16 protein-coding genes are annotated in these 14,804 nt (G+C 70.5%); 9 read left to right on the forward strand and 7 right to left on the reverse strand.

Annotation, left to right across the window (positions count from 1 at the left end):
• Nucleotides 1-9 precede the first annotated feature (9 nt).
• Nucleotides 10-1,374 (reverse strand): PleD family two-component system response regulator, encoded by a 1,365-nt coding sequence (locus tag BRESU_RS11785; protein WP_013269783.1) that lies wholly within the window; start codon nucleotides 1,372-1,374, stop codon nucleotides 10-12.
• Between the two features lie 6 nt (nucleotides 1,375-1,380).
• Entirely contained in the window at nucleotides 1,381-1,764 is a 384-nt protein-coding gene (locus BRESU_RS11790; RefSeq protein WP_013269784.1) for a response regulator, read from the reverse strand.
• A gap of 117 nt (nucleotides 1,765-1,881) precedes the next feature.
• Between BRESU_RS11790 and BRESU_RS11795 the strand changes: the two genes are divergently transcribed.
• Together BRESU_RS11795 and BRESU_RS11800 are read left to right on the forward strand one after the other, a co-directional pair.
• Complete coding sequence (locus tag BRESU_RS11795) at nucleotides 1,882-3,141, forward strand: DNA polymerase IV (RefSeq protein ID WP_013269785.1); 1,260 nt, start codon at nucleotides 1,882-1,884, stop codon at nucleotides 3,139-3,141.
• Between the two features lie 23 nt (nucleotides 3,142-3,164).
• On the forward strand, nucleotides 3,165-3,902 hold the full coding sequence (locus tag BRESU_RS11800) for a polysaccharide deacetylase family protein (protein WP_013269786.1): 738 nt from the start codon (nucleotides 3,165-3,167) through the stop codon (nucleotides 3,900-3,902).
• Nucleotides 3,903-3,930: 28 nt separating this feature from the next.
• On the opposite strand, the gene BRESU_RS11805 is transcribed toward BRESU_RS11800, so the two are convergent.
• Nucleotides 3,931-4,857, reverse strand: a complete 927-nt coding sequence (locus BRESU_RS11805) for a hypothetical protein (protein WP_013269787.1) — start codon at nucleotides 4,855-4,857, stop codon at nucleotides 3,931-3,933.
• Between the two features lie 100 nt (nucleotides 4,858-4,957).
• On the opposite strand from BRESU_RS11805, the gene BRESU_RS11810 reads away from it, so the two are divergent.
• Nucleotides 4,958-5,416 (forward strand): RidA family protein, encoded by a 459-nt coding sequence (locus BRESU_RS11810; RefSeq protein WP_013269788.1) that lies wholly within the window; start codon nucleotides 4,958-4,960, stop codon nucleotides 5,414-5,416.
• Nucleotides 5,413-6,573, forward strand: a complete 1,161-nt coding sequence (locus BRESU_RS11815; protein WP_013269789.1) for a GNAT family N-acetyltransferase — start codon at nucleotides 5,413-5,415, stop codon at nucleotides 6,571-6,573. Before BRESU_RS11810 ends, BRESU_RS11815 begins: the two co-directional genes overlap by 4 nt.
• 367 nt (nucleotides 6,574-6,940) lie before the next feature.
• On the opposite strand, the gene BRESU_RS11820 is transcribed toward BRESU_RS11815, so the two are convergent.
• Nucleotides 6,941-7,522: a DUF4287 domain-containing protein gene (locus tag BRESU_RS11820; protein WP_013269790.1), complete on the reverse strand. Its 582-nt coding sequence runs from the start codon at nucleotides 7,520-7,522 to the stop codon at nucleotides 6,941-6,943.
• Complete coding sequence (locus BRESU_RS11825; protein ID WP_013269791.1) at nucleotides 7,519-8,358, reverse strand: hypothetical protein; 840 nt, start codon at nucleotides 8,356-8,358, stop codon at nucleotides 7,519-7,521. Before BRESU_RS11825 ends, BRESU_RS11820 begins: the two co-directional genes overlap by 4 nt.
• A gap of 75 nt (nucleotides 8,359-8,433) precedes the next feature.
• Here BRESU_RS11825 and mutL point away from each other — a divergent pair, with 75 nt between their 5' ends.
• Nucleotides 8,434-10,287, forward strand: coding sequence for a DNA mismatch repair endonuclease MutL (gene mutL, locus BRESU_RS11830; protein WP_013269792.1), 1,854 nt, complete (start codon nucleotides 8,434-8,436; stop codon nucleotides 10,285-10,287).
• A gap of 36 nt (nucleotides 10,288-10,323) precedes the next feature.
• Nucleotides 10,324-10,785, forward strand: a complete 462-nt coding sequence (locus BRESU_RS11835) for a low molecular weight protein-tyrosine-phosphatase (RefSeq protein ID WP_013269793.1) — start codon at nucleotides 10,324-10,326, stop codon at nucleotides 10,783-10,785.
• A 31-nt stretch (nucleotides 10,786-10,816) separates the two neighbouring features.
• On the opposite strand, the gene rsmD is transcribed toward BRESU_RS11835, so the two are convergent.
• Nucleotides 10,817-11,383 carry a 16S rRNA (guanine(966)-N(2))-methyltransferase RsmD gene (gene rsmD / locus BRESU_RS11840; RefSeq protein WP_013269794.1) on the reverse strand — a complete coding sequence of 189 codons (567 nt, stop codon included), beginning with the start codon at nucleotides 11,381-11,383 and terminating at the stop codon, nucleotides 10,817-10,819.
• Between the two features lie 46 nt (nucleotides 11,384-11,429).
• Between rsmD and BRESU_RS16945 the strand changes: the two genes are divergently transcribed.
• A complete protein-coding gene (locus BRESU_RS16945) occupies nucleotides 11,430-12,374 on the forward strand; it encodes a CPBP family intramembrane glutamic endopeptidase (protein ID WP_013269795.1) in 945 nt (314 codons plus the stop codon).
• On the opposite strand, the gene BRESU_RS11850 is transcribed toward BRESU_RS16945, so the two are convergent.
• A complete protein-coding gene (locus BRESU_RS11850) occupies nucleotides 12,351-13,886 on the reverse strand; it encodes a pseudouridine synthase (protein ID WP_013269796.1) in 1,536 nt (511 codons plus the stop codon). The genes BRESU_RS16945 and BRESU_RS11850 overlap by 24 nt on opposite strands.
• Here BRESU_RS11850 and tadA point away from each other — a divergent pair.
• Nucleotides 13,875-14,351: a tRNA adenosine(34) deaminase TadA gene (gene tadA, locus BRESU_RS11855; protein ID WP_245528563.1), complete on the forward strand. Its 477-nt coding sequence runs from the start codon at nucleotides 13,875-13,877 to the stop codon at nucleotides 14,349-14,351. The genes BRESU_RS11850 and tadA overlap by 12 nt on opposite strands.
• A gap of 43 nt (nucleotides 14,352-14,394) precedes the next feature.
• A complete protein-coding gene (locus tag BRESU_RS11860) occupies nucleotides 14,395-14,802 on the forward strand; it encodes an MliC family protein (protein ID WP_013269798.1) in 408 nt (135 codons plus the stop codon).
• Nucleotides 14,803-14,804: the final 2 nt, after the last annotated feature.

The raw sequence follows: 14,804 nt of genomic DNA on the forward strand, positions 1-14,804 counted from the left end.
CCCTGTGGCCTAGGCGGCCCGGGCGATGACCTTGTCGCGGCCGCTGGCCTTGGCCTCGTACACACCCTCGTCCGCGCGTTTCAGCAGGGCGTCGGGCGTATCGCCCGGGCCGGTCGAGGCCGCGACGCCGATGGAGATGGTCACGGTCAGATGCTCGCGACCGCCCATGACGCGGAACGGGGTCGAGCCGACGTCGCGACGGATGCGTTCGGCGATGCGATGGGCGTCCTCGATCGTGGTGCCCGGCATGACCACCACGAACTCCTCGCCCCCCAGGCGGCACGGCAGGTCGACGGCGCGGACGTTGGTGGCCAGGCGGACGGCGAATTCGCGCAGGACCTCGTCGCCGGCGTCGTGACCGAAGCCGTCGTTGACCTTCTTGAAGTGGTCGATGTCCAGGACCAGCACGGACACGGGCTCTCCGCCCAGGGCCGCGCGGCCCACGAAGGCCTGGAGCTGGCCGGCCATGTAGCGGCGATTGTGCAGGCCCGTGAGCGCGTCGGTGACGGCCATCTCGAGGCTGTAGTCCAGCTTCTCGCGCAGGAAGTCTGTGTAGCGTTTGCGGCGGACCTGGGTGCGGGCGCGGGCGGCCAGTTCCTCGGGGTCCACCGGCCGCATCAGGATGTCGTTGACGCCCAGTTCCAGCGCCTTGACCAGACGGGGCCGGTCGGCGGGATCGACCACGGCGAGGATGGGGAGATGTCGCGTCGGATCGGCCGAGCGCACCTGGGCGATCAGCCGCAGGCCGTCGAAGGACGCCGCCGTCACATTGACGATCATCAGATCGACGGGCGTCTTGGATGAAATCAGGCCGGCGGCCGCATCGGTCTCGATCACGGGGCGATGCTCGCGCGTCAGCTCCTCGGCGATGCCTGCGGCCTGCCGGGCGTTGTCGTCGACGATCAGGACGCGACCGCCCGAGCCGCGCAGTCGGCCGGCCCCGTCGGTGGTGACGCCCAGACGGCGGCCGCTCTCATCGCGCTCGCGCAGTTCGTCCATGACCAGCTTCAGCCGGGTCAGGGAGCGGACGCGGGCGAACAGGACGACGTCGTCCAGCGGCTTGGTCACGAAGTCGTCGGCCCCGGCCTCCAGCCCCTTGATCCGGTCCTCGCGCCCGTCCAGCGCCGTCACCAGGACGATCGGGATATGGTTGGTGGCCGGGTCGGCCTTGATGCGGCGACAGGTCTCGAACCCGTCCATGCCGGGCATCATGACGTCCAGCAGGATGATGTCAGGCTTTTCCGACGCCGCCAGCCGCACGGCGGTCGCGCCGTCGCTGCAGGTCAGGACGTCGTAGTATTCCAGCGTCAGCTTGGCCTCGAGCAGGCGGACGTTCGCCTCGACGTCGTCGACCACAAGGATACGCGCGGTCATCGGTCCCTATCCCGCCAGTACCGGAACGCCGAGGTGTTTGCGCACCGTTTCGAGGAACGGCATCACCGAGATCGGCTTGGAGATATAGGCCTCGCAGCCGCCCTGACGGATGCGTTCCTCATCGCCCTTCATGGCGAAGGCGGTGACGGCAATGATGGGGATGTGGGCCAGTTCCTCGTCGTCCTTCAGCCATTTGGTGACCTCCAGGCCGCTGATCTCGGGCAGCTGGATGTCCATCAGGATGAGGTCGGGCATGTACTGGCGCGCCAGGGCCATCGCCTGCAGCCCCTCGCGGGTCTGAAACGTCTGATAGCCCTGGGAATCGAGCAGATCATGAAAAAGCTTCATGTTCAGCTCGTTATCCTCGACGATGAGGACTTTCTTGGACATCTTCACCCGGTTTGCGGCCTCGTCGTGCGTGCGCGTGTGCGGACGCTGGCATTTGCCTTCTTCGCTTACGATCTTGCCTGCGCAGTCTTAAGTTGGGGTGAAGTCGGAAACCCAAGCGTGGCCATAATCGCCATCTGTCGAGAATGTCTCTGGACCGGAGCGGACGCGGTGGCGCGCTGCCCGGCCTGCGGCTCGCCGCGCGTCGTCTGCGACCCCGAGCTGTCCAGCCTGTCGATCGCCCACCTGGACTGCGACGCCTTCTATGCCTCGGTCGAGAAGCGCGACCGGCCCGAGCTGCGCGACCGGCCGGTGATCGTCGGCGGCGGGACCCGGGGCGTGGTCTCGACCTGCTGCTACATCGCCCGGATCTACGGCGTGCATTCGGCCATGCCGATGTTCAAGGCGCTGAAGGCCTGTCCCGACGCCGTGGTCATCAAGCCGGACTTCACCAAATACGTGCCCGAGTCCGAGCGCATCTTCGGCATGGTCAGAACCCTGACGCCGCTGGTGCAGACCCTGTCGCTGGACGAGGCCTGGATCGACCTGTCGGGCACCGAACGGCTGAACGGCGGGCCGCCGGCGCTGCAGCTGATTCGCCTGCAGAAGCGGATCGAGGAGGAGACCGGCCTGTCGGTGTCCATCGGCCTGGCCCCCAACCGCTTCCTCGCCAAGATCGCGTCCGAACTGGACAAGCCGCGTGGCTTCTCGGTCATCGGGGCGGCGAACGCCCAGGCCCTGCTGGCCCCGAAGTCGGTGCGCATCCTGCCGGGCGTCGGGCCGGTGTTCGGCAAGACCCTGGTCAGCGACGGCTTTCCCACGGTCGGCGACCTCGCGAAGGCGGATGTGCGCGACCTGGTCAAACGCTATGGCGAGACGGGCCTGCGACTGCACGACCTGGCCCATGCCCGCGACGCCCGCAGCGTGAACCCCGAGCACGACCGGCGCGGCATGAGCGCGGAGAACACCTTCCACACCGACCTGACGACGCAGGAGGATCTGGAGGCCGAACTCTGGCCCCTGTGCGAGAAGATCGCCTCCAAGGCCCGGCGCGACGGGGTGGCCAGTCGCGTCGTGGTGCTGAAGCTGCGGCGGACCGACTTCAGGATCGTCACCCGGCGCACTACCCTGCCCGACCCGGTGCAGACGGCGCGGGCCCTGTTCGCCATCGGCCGCGACCTGCTGAAGCCCGAACTGGGCCGTCCCTATCGCCTGATCGGCATCGGCCTGGCCGATATCCAGGACGCCGAGGACATGCCGCCGGCCCTGTTCGACAGCGGCGAGGCCCGCACCCTGAAGACCGAGACCACCATCGACGCCCTGCGCGCGAAGTTCGGGGCCGGGGCCGTGGTCGCCGGGCGGGCGTTGAAGCGTCCTTAAGGCGGGTCGGGCACAGTGGGCCCATGTCCGCCCTTCTCGACAAGATGCGTCGCCGCGCCGGCCGCTATCTGGATGTCCGCACCGTGCCGGTCCGCCCCGGATCCGGCGTGTTCAGCCTGTCGTTCGACGACATTCCCGCGACGGCCTGGACCGAGGCCGGGCCGATCCTGGCCGGGCACGGCATCAAGGCGACCTACTATGTCTGCGGCGGGCTGGAGAGCGGCGCGAACCTCGACCTGCCCCAGTTCACCACCGCGCACCTGCAGGCCCTGTACGAGGCGGGCCACGAGGTCGGGTGCCACACCTATAGCCATGCCAATGCCCTGAGGCTGTCGGCGGCCGACTATGCGGCCGACCTGGAGCGCAACGCCGCCTGGGTGGCCGAGCGGCTGGACGGACACCGGATGCAGACCTTCGCCTGGCCGTTCGGCGATGTGGCGCGGGGAACCAAGGCCGTCGTCGCCGACCGGTTCGCCCTGGGCCGCGGCATCCGCGACGGAGTCAACGCCGCGTCGGCGGATCGGGCGAACCTGCAGGCCATCGGCCTGGAGAGCCGCCGCCTGCCCGGCTACGACCTCGAGGCCCTGATGGCGGAGACGGCGGAGCGGAAGGGCTGGCTGATCGCCTATGGCCACGACGTGATGGACGGACCGACGCCCTATGGGTGCACGCCGGACGATCTGGACCGGGTCATCCGGCTGGCGAAGGCGGCGGGGCTGGAGATCGTGCCGGTCGGGGCGGCGTGGGCGCGGATGCAGTGATCCTTCTCCCCTTGCGGGAGAAGGACCGCTAGGCCGCCTCCGCCATCTCCAGCGCCATCTTCCGCTGCTCGGCCCAGGGGATGAGCGTCGCCCGCGGCCAGGCGACCAGCCAGGAACTGGGCGTGTATTCGCCGCTCTCGATCAGGGCCTTGCGGGTCGGCGAGGAGGCGCTGGCGCGCTCCGAATGGATCGGCGCGGGGCCCTGGTGGATGATGAAGGCCCCGCCCTTCAGCGGGTTCAGCCGCAGATAGGCCAGGCGCGGGCTGATGGTTTCCAGCGGCGGATCGTAGAACCAGCTGGAGCCGATCATGCCGGCCAGCTCCGGCCGGGTCTTGCAGATCGCCGCGGCCGTCGCCCAGGCGCGGTCCCAGCCGGCCTCGTTGAAGTCGGCCAGTTGGCGGCTTTCGGTATGGACTTCCAGCCAGGGCTTCTTCCAGCCCTGGGCGCGGACGTACTGGATCAGCTGGCCCCAGCCGTGGCCCTCGCGGCCGTTCCGGACCACCTGCCCCGGTCCCATGGGCGAGGACAGGTCGATGGTCTGGGTCAGGGCCCCCGGCACGCTGAGCACCAGGGCCATGCGCACATCCTTGGCCCAGTGGTCGGCGTCATAGGGCGCGTCGGTCTCGGCCGCCCCGGTCAGGAACTCGGCCATCCGGTCGAGCCAGTAGGGATAGAGCTCCATCACCTCGCCCGGCAGGGCCGCCTGTTTCGCGCGCCCCGGCAGCTCCAGCGCCCAGGTGGCGACGAGCGCGCGGCGCAGGGCGTCGGTGGCGTCGGGGCCCAGGGCCCGGTCGGCGGCGTGGGCCGGAAGGTCGAAATTCCAGTGGGGCGCGGCGGTCACCGCCGGCTCCACGGCCTCGACCGAGGCGATGTCGACCCGCGCCCGCTCTTCGGCGGTCAGACGGGCCCGGACGGCGTTGAACGCGGCGACCTGGGTGGGAGAGAGCGTTTCCATGACGGCATCATGCCACACGCCGGTTGGCGAAGACTTAAGGGCTGGCGAGACGTCGCAGGCCCGCGCTAAACCGCCCCCAGATCCCTATCTGGAGCCCAGCATGTCCATCACCGCCCGCCTGACCGAACTCGGCATCGACCTGCCCCAGCCCGCCGCGGCCGTGGCCAACTATGTGCCGTTCGTGCGCACGGGCAATCTGGTCCACATCTCGGGCCAGCTGTCGAACGACGCCTCGGGCGGGCTCAAGGGCACGGTGGGCGAGGACGTCACGCCGGAACAGGCCAATGCCGGGGCGCGCCTGTGCGGCATCAACCTGCTGGCCCAGCTGAACGCCGCTCTGGACGGCGACCTCGACCGCGTCGTGCGCATCGTCAAGCTGGGCGGCTTCGTCCAGGCGGGACCGGGCTTCACCGCCATCCCCGCTGTCATCAACGGCTGTTCGGACCTGATGGTCGAGGTGTTCGGCGACGCCGGCCGCCACGCCCGCTCGGCCGTCGGCGTCTATCAGCTGCCCCTCGGCTTCGCCGTCGAGGTGGACGCCATCGTCGAGGTGCGGTGAACGCCCAGCCCGAGTTCACCCTCCAGGTCCACGACAGCATCGCGGCCATCGGGCGCGAGGCGTGGGACGCCTGCGCCGGCCCGACCGGCGACCCCTTCGTCAGCTTCGACTTCCTGCACGCCTGTGAGGCGTCGGGCAGCGCTGTCGCGCGTCAGGGCTGGGGCCCGCGTCACCTGACCCTGATGGGTCCGGACGACGCGGTGCTGGGCTGCATGCCGCTGTATCTGAAGGGCCATAGCCAGGGCGAATACGTCTTCGATCACAGCTGGGCCGACGCCTATCAGCGGGCGGGCGGGCAGTATTACCCGAAGCTGCTGGGGGCCGTGCCCTTCACGCCCGCGACCGGGCCGCGGTTCCTGCACGCGCCCGGGACGGACGGGGCGACGGTCCGCGCGGCCCTGATCGAGGGGGCGCTTACCCTGACCCAGCGGCTGGGCGTGTCGTCGCTGCACGTCAATTTTCCGAACGCACCGGAATGGTCGGCGATGGGCGAGGCCGGGATGCTGCGCCGCCAGGACATGCAGTTCATCTGGAGGAACGACGGCTACGCCACCTTCGACGACTTCCTGGCCGCCCTGTCGTCCAACCGGCGAAAGACCATCCGGCGGGAACGCCGCGAGGCGCAGGGCGACCTGGACATCCGGGTGCTGACCGGCTCCGACCTGACCGAGGCCCACTGGGACGCCTTCTTCGACTTCTACCAGGACACCGGGGCCCGGAAATGGGGTCGCCCCTATCTGACCCGCGCCTTCTTCTCAATGATCGGGGAGACGATGGCGGACCAGATCGCCCTGGTCATGGCTTTCCGCGACGAGACCCCGATTGCCGGAGCCCTGAACTTCATCGGCCGCGACGCCCTGTACGGCCGCCAGTGGGGCGCGCTGGAGGAGGTGCCCTTCCTCCATTTCGAGCTCTGCTACTACCAGGCCATCGACTTCGCGATCAGCCGGGGCCTCTCCCGCGTCGAGGCGGGGGCCCAGGGCGAGCACAAGATCGCGCGCGGCTACCTGCCCTCCCCCGTCTATTCCGCCCACTGGATCTCGGACCCGGCCCTGCGGACCCCGGTGGCGCGGTATCTGGAGCAGGAACGCAGCGGTGTGGAGGCGGAGATTGTGGCGATGACGGCGGAGCTGTCGCCTTACAGGTCGATTGCGTAGGTTAGTCGGGACTGGCAGCCTCCGCACGATGCGCAGGTTGGTCGGGATGCTCGGTTTGGTTCTAACTTCGCTTGTTGCGGCGTGTGGCCCCGTGCCGAACAGTTTTAGCGTCAAGACAGGCCCTGATGCGACGTCCGTAGTCCTGCACCTTTGCGGTCGAACGCAGCGCCTTCAGAGAGCGGGTGACCGATTCGTTGGAATCCAAGGCATAAATTGCGAAGGAGACGGAGAAATCATCGTCTCGCAGGATGGTTCAACCGTGCGATGCGTAGTCGGCTACGTCACGCCTGGCGCCGTGCAAGACTTCCCGTTCGTGGTCGAAAACGGCCTTTGTCGCCCAGCCTAAACCCGGCACCACGGCCAACCATCACCCTCGCTCCGCCGCCGCCCCAAACAGCCGCGCGATCTCCCCGTCGACCGCCGCCGCGTTGTCCAGTTCGACCACGGCGCTCAGCCGCTCCGACCAGCTTTCCTTCCTCACCGCCGGCGAAAGCCGCGCCGAGGCCTCCGGTTCCAGCTTCAGCCCCAGCAGCGCCCGCCCGCCCTTCAGCGGCCGGATGGCTGCGAACTGAACCGCGCGGCTGAAGGCCGTGTAGCCTTTCCGCTGGCCCGACATGACGCCCTCGACGCCGGCGGCCACCGCCTCGACCGCCTCCATGATCGCCAGCGATCCGGCGTCCTTCCACAGGGCGGCGCGCAGTTCGGCGGGTTCGTCCCAGCCGGGATTGCCCTCCGCGCGGACCGCGTCGAGGATCTGGGCCGCATGGTTCTGGCCGAGGCCGTGTTCGGCTTTCAGCCAGGCGGCCCGGGCGCGGTGCGCGGTCTCGGGGCAGGTCTTCATGATCTCGACCCAGGCCGCCAACGGCTTGCCGGTCTGGGCCTCGAAATTGGCCTGCACCGAGGCGAACCATTTCGCCTGGCGCTCGGTCAGCTGGGGTCCCGGCTTCACGACAGCCAGCGCGCCAGATTGGTCATATAGGTCCGCGTCTGCCGCAGGCCTTCGGGGTCGCGGACGATGGCGTCGCCCGGCGGTTCGTCGACGAAGCTGGGGCAGCCGTCGCGGGGGTCCCAGTTGTAGTCGCAGAAATGGTGGAAGGTGCTCTGGGCCACGCCCCGGCCCGCGCCGTCCGCGCCCTCGAAGGCGACGGCGATGTTGAACGGCCGCTGCGTGGTGCGGCTGACGCCGGTGGCGATGACCCGGGCGTCCGGGGCCTCGGCCGGAGCCCCCACCCCGCCCTCGTGCGGATGAGCGGGCAGGAGACGGATCACGCCCTCGCCGTCCTTCAGCAGGGGATGGACCTCGCCCACCGGGGTGATGGTCTGAACGTCGCCGTTCGCGCCGGAATGATAGTTGGGCCAGTCGATATGGGTGGTGTCCACGTCGTCCCGGGCGTTGCGGCTGGCGTCCGGGTCCGGGTTCTTCGAGTGGAAATAGTGGGCCGCGCCGAGCCCGCCGAGGGTACAGACCGAGGTGCCCAGGTCCATGTGATCGCGGGTCACCATCAGCCCGCCCCCCTTCGCCCGAAACCGGCCGATGGCCGCGCACTCGTCGGCGTTCAGCCCGTCGCCGGTGTCGACCGCGAACAGCCACAGCTGGTCGAAGTGGCTGGTGTCGAGCGACCCCAGCACGGGATCAGTCGCTCCGCCCGGCACGGCCCGGTCGCGCGCAATGACCTCGACGCCCTCCAGCGCGGCCAGGTGCGCGACGAGGCGCGAGAAGCGGCCGATATTCCAGTCGTCCTCGATGGGCGGAATCGTGGTCTGAAGCAGTATCCGGGTGGTCATCGACGCCATCCTGCCTATGTGAACCGTGAAGGTAGGACCGCGCCGCGCCGTCCGCTACCGCAGTCTGTGACACCCATGCCCATCCGCCGCCTGCCGCCCGAGACCGTCAACCGCATCGCCGCCGGCGAGGTGGTCGAACGCCCGGCCAGCGCCATCAAGGAGCTGGTCGAGAACGCGCTGGACGCCGGGGCGACCCGGATCGAGGTCCAGGCCGACGGTGGGGGACTGTCGCGCATCCTGATCGCCGACGATGGCCACGGCATGGCCCCGGACCAGCTGGCCCTGGCCGTCGAACGCCATGCGACGTCCAAGCTGGAGCCCGACGACGCCGGCGACGTCGATCTGCTGCGCATCTCCACCCTGGGCTTCCGCGGCGAGGCCCTGCCCTCGATCGGCTCGGTGGCCCGGCTGACGATCACCAGCCGCAGCCCCGGCGGCGACGCCCACCAGATCACCGTCGAGGGGGGCGACCAGCGCCCGGTCGCCCCCGCCGGCTTCCCCGGGCCGCACGGGGCGCGGGTCGAGGTCCGCGACCTGTTCTACGCCACGCCCGCCCGGCTGAAGTTCATGAAGTCGGAGCGGTCCGAGGCCATGGCCATCTCGGAAGAGATCAAGCGCCAGGCCATGGCACACGAGGGGGTGGCCTTCACGCTGGACCTCGACGGCCGCACGACCCTGCGCCTGCCCGCCGAACACCCCGGCGACGAGGGCCGGCTGAAGCGGCTCGCCGCCCTGCTGGGCCGGGATTTCGAGGCCAATGCCCTGCTGATCGACCAGTCGCGCGAGGGCATCCGCCTGTCGGGCTATGCCGGTCTGCCGACCTACAGCCGCGGCAACGGCGGGCACCAGTATCTGTTCGTCAACGGGCGGCCGGTGCGCGACCGGCTGCTGCAGGGGGCTCTGCGCGGGGCCTATGCCGACTTCCTCGCCCGTGACCGGCACCCGGCGGCGGTCCTGTTCCTCGAGATCGACCCCCTGTTCGTCGACGTCAACGTCCACCCCGCCAAGGCCGAGGTCCGGTTCCGCGATCCGGCCCTGGTGCGCGGCCTGATCGTCGGGGCCCTGCGCCACGCCCTGCACGCCGCCGGCCACCGCGCCTCGACCACCGTCGCCGACAGCGTGCTGGCCGGCTTCACGGCCCACACCGGTGCCGCCTTCAGTCCGAGCTCACAGACCTCGCAAGGCTTCGCCGGCGGATTCAGCGGCTGGACAGGCTGGGACCGGCCCGTCGCGGCGAACCAGGACATTCCCGGCCTGTCGGAGCGCAGCGCCCGCGTGGAGGCCCCGCCGCCCGGCTTTACCGGCTGGCCCGAGCAGTCGGGCGCCGCCAACACCTCAGACCCCATCGACCAGCCGCTGGGCGCCGCGCGCGCCCAGGTCCACGGCACCTATATCGTCGCCCAGACAAGGGACGGCCTGGTCGTGGTCGACCAGCACGCCGCCCACGAACGCCTCGTCTACGAGCGGATGAAGGTCCAGATGGCCCAGGGGTCGGTCACCCGTCAGGCCCTGCTGACACCCGAGGTGGTCGAGCTGGACCCGGCCGAGGCGGACCGGGTCCTGGCCCGCGCCGACGAACTGGCCGAGCTGGGCCTGATCGTCGAACCGTTCGGCGGCGGGGCCGTGCTGGTCCGCGAGACCCCGGCCCTGCTGGGCGACACCGACGTCCAGGGCCTGATCCGCGACATCGCCGACGACCTGGCCGAACACGGCGCGGCGCTGGCCCTGTCCGAGCGGCTGGGCGAGGTCTGCGGCACCATGGCCTGCCACGGCTCGGTCCGCGCCGGCCGCGTCCTGTCCGCGCCCGAGATGAACGCCCTGCTGCGCCAGATGGAGGCCACCCCCCACTCCGGCCAATGCAACCACGGCCGTCCGACCTATGTGGAGCTGAAGCTCCACGACCTCGAGAAGCTGTTCGGGCGGCGATGACAGTCCTGTCGGCCTGTCCCCGCGTTAGGTGAAGCCATGCCCTCCGTCCTCTTCGTCTGCCTCGGCAACATCTGTCGCTCGCCCCTGGCCGAGGCCGCCCTGCGCGCCGAGGCGGATCGGCTGGGCCTCGACCTCGTGGTGGACTCGGCGGGCACCGGTGACTGGCACATCGGCGATCCGCCCGATCCCCGCGCCCGGGCGGTCGCCGCCCGCCACGGCATCGACATTTCGGGCTATCAGGGCCGGCAGGTGAAGCCGGCGGATTTCCGCCGGTTCACCCACATCGTCGCGCTCGACCACGACAACCTGTCGAACATGCGCCGGCTGGCCCCCGCCGACGCGCTGGCGGAGCTCAGCCTGCTGCTGGACCATGTGCCGGGCCGCGAGGGCCAGGCCGTGACCGATCCGTATTTCGGCGACGACGACGGCTTCGACGTCACCTGGGCCGAAGTCACCGCCGCGGCGGCCGGACTGGCGGCGCGGCTGCGCGGCGGCTGATCGGTGCCGCACAAGGCAGCGCCCGAAGGCCCTAGGGCAGAACCCGCAGGAACAGCACCCGCGCCGCCCCGTAGTCGCGCGCGTCCAGCCGCTCGAAGCCGGGCGTCTCGATCTCGGGCTCGTCCGACCCGCGCTCGAACACCACGAGAGCCTCCGGCTTCAGCCATCTGCCGTCCAGCAGACGCTGCAGGGACTGTTCGCCCAGCCCCTTGCCATAGGGCGGGTCGAGGAAGGCGAGGTCGAACGCCTCCCCGTCCGACCCCGGCCGGACGCCGAGATCCACGGCGCTGCGCCGGTGCACCCGTGTCGTGCCCAGAAGGCCATAGGCGTCGGCGTTCTCGCGGATCACGCCGCGCGCCAGCTCGTCGGTCTCTACGAACAGGCAGAAGGCCGCGCCCCGGCTGATGGCCTCGAAGCCCAGGGCCCCCGAGCCGGCGAACAGGTCCATGACCCGCATCCCCTGGAGCGGCTCAGCCCAGGCCGCATGCTCCAGCACATTGAACACGGCTTGCCGCGCGCGGTCCGAGGTCGGGCGCGTGCCCTGACCCTCCGGCGCCACGATGGCCCGGCCCTTCAGCTTTCCAGATACGATCCTCATGCGCCTGCCTCTGGACCGAAACCGCGACGCAATGCAACGGTGAGCCATGCCCCCCTATGAAGCCCTGATCCGCGCCGTCCCGCTGGCGCGCCGGTCGCCCATGGTCACCGGCTTCACGCCGCAATGCCCCTGGCTCAAGCTGATCGGCTTCATCGCCCTGGCGATGCTGCTGATGGTCGTCGTCACCCTCGTCCTGGTCATCGTCGTCCGCATCATCACGGGAAGCCCCGATCAACTGAGCCTGTCCGGCCCCCTGGCCGAGACGCCGCTCCGCCTGATCGACGAGAGCAAGCAGACCCTGTTTCTGGCGGCGATTCTGGGCAGTCTGGCCGTGGCCGTTCTCGCCGCGGCCGCCATGATCTATCTGCGGCCCCTCACCGACTTCCTGTGGCCGGGTCGCCGGTTCAACGCCTGGGACCTCGGGGTCGGCTTCCTGGCGATGGGCTGCGTCAGCGTGATCCTGTTCCCCGTCTATCTGCTGATGGGCGCGGAGTGGACGCCGCCGCTGTTCAGCCCGATCTATGCCGACTGGACGCGCCCGGTCTTCGTCGTCGCGAGCGTCGTGGGCCTGCTCGGGGCGGCGGCGGCGGAAGAGGTCATCTGCCGCGGCGTCCTGCTGCGGCTGAGCACCCAGCTCACGCGCCACCCCGTCGTCCTGTGCCTGATCAACGGCCTGCTGTTCTCGGCCCTGCACCTCGACCCGGATCCCGTGGCCTTCGTCGCCCGGGCCCTGTCCGGCGCGATCTGGACCTGGGCCGCGATCCGGCTGGGCGGGCTGGAGTTCGCCATCGGCGCGCATCTGGCCAACAACCTGATGATCGCCCTGTTCTGGCAGCCCCTGTCGGCGATGGAGGTGGGACGCGATTCGGACTGGGTCGAGCTGGCACCCGAGATCTTCGTCACGGCCATCATGCTGGTCGTCATCGAGCGGCTGGCCGACGGCCCGCGCGACTGGCGACCGGCCGGATCAGCCCCGCGAGGGGCCGCGTGATCCACCGGGCTTGCCGCCCGCAGGTCTGGCGCCGCCGGGACCCGAACGAGGCCCGCCCGTGCGCGGCGCGCCGGTTCCGTCACGCGGCTTGAAGTCCCGCTTCGGTCCCTCGCGATTCGGCTTGTCGCCGTCGCGCGCCCAGGTCGCGGACTTGGGGCCGATCATCTTGTCGTCGCGCGGCTTGAACACGCGGGCCGGGCGGTCGCCCGTCGGGGCCGCGCCCTCGCGGGGCGCCCAGGGCTTCTTGGTCGAGGGGCCGCGCGGGTTCGGCGCGGCGGCCTTGGCCCAGCCGGCCTTCTTGGGCGGACGGTTGGCGCGTTCGGCCCCCTCGACCTGGGCCGTGGCGGCGGCGCGGACTCGGCTGGGCTTGCGCGACGGGTCCGACATGGCCGAGCCCGATGTGCCGGTAACCTTCGGCGCGCCCGTCCGGCGGCCGGGGATCGGCGCGGGCGTCTCGACCGTGTTGCCCTGGGGCAGGTTGTCGGGACGGATATGCTCGCCCAGCAGTTCGCGGATGACGCGGGGGCCCACCTCCTCCACCGAGCCGACGGCCAAGGTGCCCAGCTGGAACGGGCCATAGGCCAGGCGGATCAGCCGGTTGACCGTCAGGCCGACCGATTCAAGGACCTTGCGGACCTCGCGGTTCTTGCCCTCGGCGATCTGGACGCTGATCCACAGGTTGGCGGCCTGGGAGCCGTCTTCCTTGGTCGTGGCCTTGTCGATCGAGGCCTCGACGGGGCCGTAGCGGACGCCGTCGACCGTGACCCCGTCCTTCAGCTTGTCGAGATCCGCCTGGGTCACGCGACCGCGCGCCCGGGCCCGATACTGACGCACCAGGGCCGTCTCCGGCAGCTCCAGCGCCCGGCTCAGTTCGCCGTCATTGGTCAGCAGCAGCAGGCCTTCGGTGTTGATGTCGAGGCGCCCGACCGAGATCACCCGCGGCAGGCCGCTGGGCAGGGCGTCGAACACGGTCGGCCGCCCCTGCGGATCGTTGTGCGAGGTCAGCAGGCCGACCGGCTTGTTGTAGCGCCAGACGCGCGTGGCCTGGGCCGCCGCGATCGGCTTGCCGTCCACGGTGATGACGTCATCGCGCGTCACCAGGGTGGCGGGCGTGTCCAGGATGCGGCCGTTGACCGCCACCTTGCCCAGACCGATCAGCCGCTCGACCTCGCGGCGCGAGGCGATGCCCGCGCGCGCCATGGCCTTGGCGATCCGCTCGCTGCGCTTGGGCTCGGCGGGGGCCGCGTCCTTCGCCCCGGGCTTGCCCGGTTTGCCGCCGGCGCGAGGTCCCTTGGGCTTCGGCTCGGGGCGTGCGCCCTTGTCGGCCGGATAGGCGCGGCCGCTGCCGGAGCCCCGGCCGCCCTCGGGGGCCTTGGCGCTGGACTGGAACAGGGCGGCCGAGGCCGAGCCCGGGCGCGCGGTGCCGCTTTTCGGCCGGTCCCCGGGCTTGTGCGCCCTCGGGGCTTGACTGGGGCGGGGCTTCTTGTCGTTGTCGTCGGGATGGCGGGCCATGATGAGCGGTTCATGCGCATGGCACTGGACCTTGCGCAAGCGGCGGCGGACGCCGGCGAGGTTCCCGTGGGGGCCGTAATCGTCGACGAGACCACCGGCACGGTGGTCGCCACGGGCGCCAACGCCCCGATTTCCGGGCATGATCCCACCGCCCACGCCGAAATCCAGGCCATCCGGGCGGCCGCGGCGGCGACGGGCAATTATCGTCTGACCGGCCTGACGCTCTATGTCACCCTGGAGCCCTGCGCCATGTGCGCCGGCGCGATCAGCCATGCCCGAATCGGCCGTGTGGTGTGGGGCGCGGACGATCCGAAGGGCGGTGCCGTGATCCACGGACCCCGCCTGTTCGACCAGCCCACGCTCCATTCCCGTCCTGTGATCGAGGGCGGGGTTCTGGCCGACGCGAGCGCCGAATCCCTGCGCGCCTTCTTCCGGGCGCGGCGGACCGGAACGCGTGACGCGTGAACCCGTTACGGCAAAGCCTGACTGACACCTCGCCGGAGTTTCCATGAAGATCGTCCTCGTCCCGCTCGTCCTCGGCGGCCTTACCCTGCTCGGCGGGTGCGGCGAATCCCGCGAGGCCCCGGACAGCGCGGAGGCGGTGCAGCAGCGGGCGGTCGAGGCCCAGACCGCGCGGCGACGCACCGGGGCCGAGCTTCAGGACCGGGCGGAGAACCGGGTCATCCGCACCGTCTATCTGTGCGACAACGGCGAACGGCTGACGGTCGATTTCGACAATCCCCGCTCTATGGCCACGGTCCGCAACTCACACGGCGAGGCCGCCGACCTGTTCCAGGAACGCGCCGCCGACGGGATCTGGTACCGCGCCGGGGCGACCGAACTGCGCGGCAAAGGCATTCTGGCGACCTGGACCGCCGACGGCCGCGCCGACACCCAGTGCCGTGCCATCGACTGAAG

The sequence above is a fragment of the Brevundimonas subvibrioides ATCC 15264 genome (assembly GCF_000144605.1).
GTDB classification, from domain to species: Bacteria; Pseudomonadota; Alphaproteobacteria; order Caulobacterales; family Caulobacteraceae; genus Brevundimonas; species Brevundimonas subvibrioides.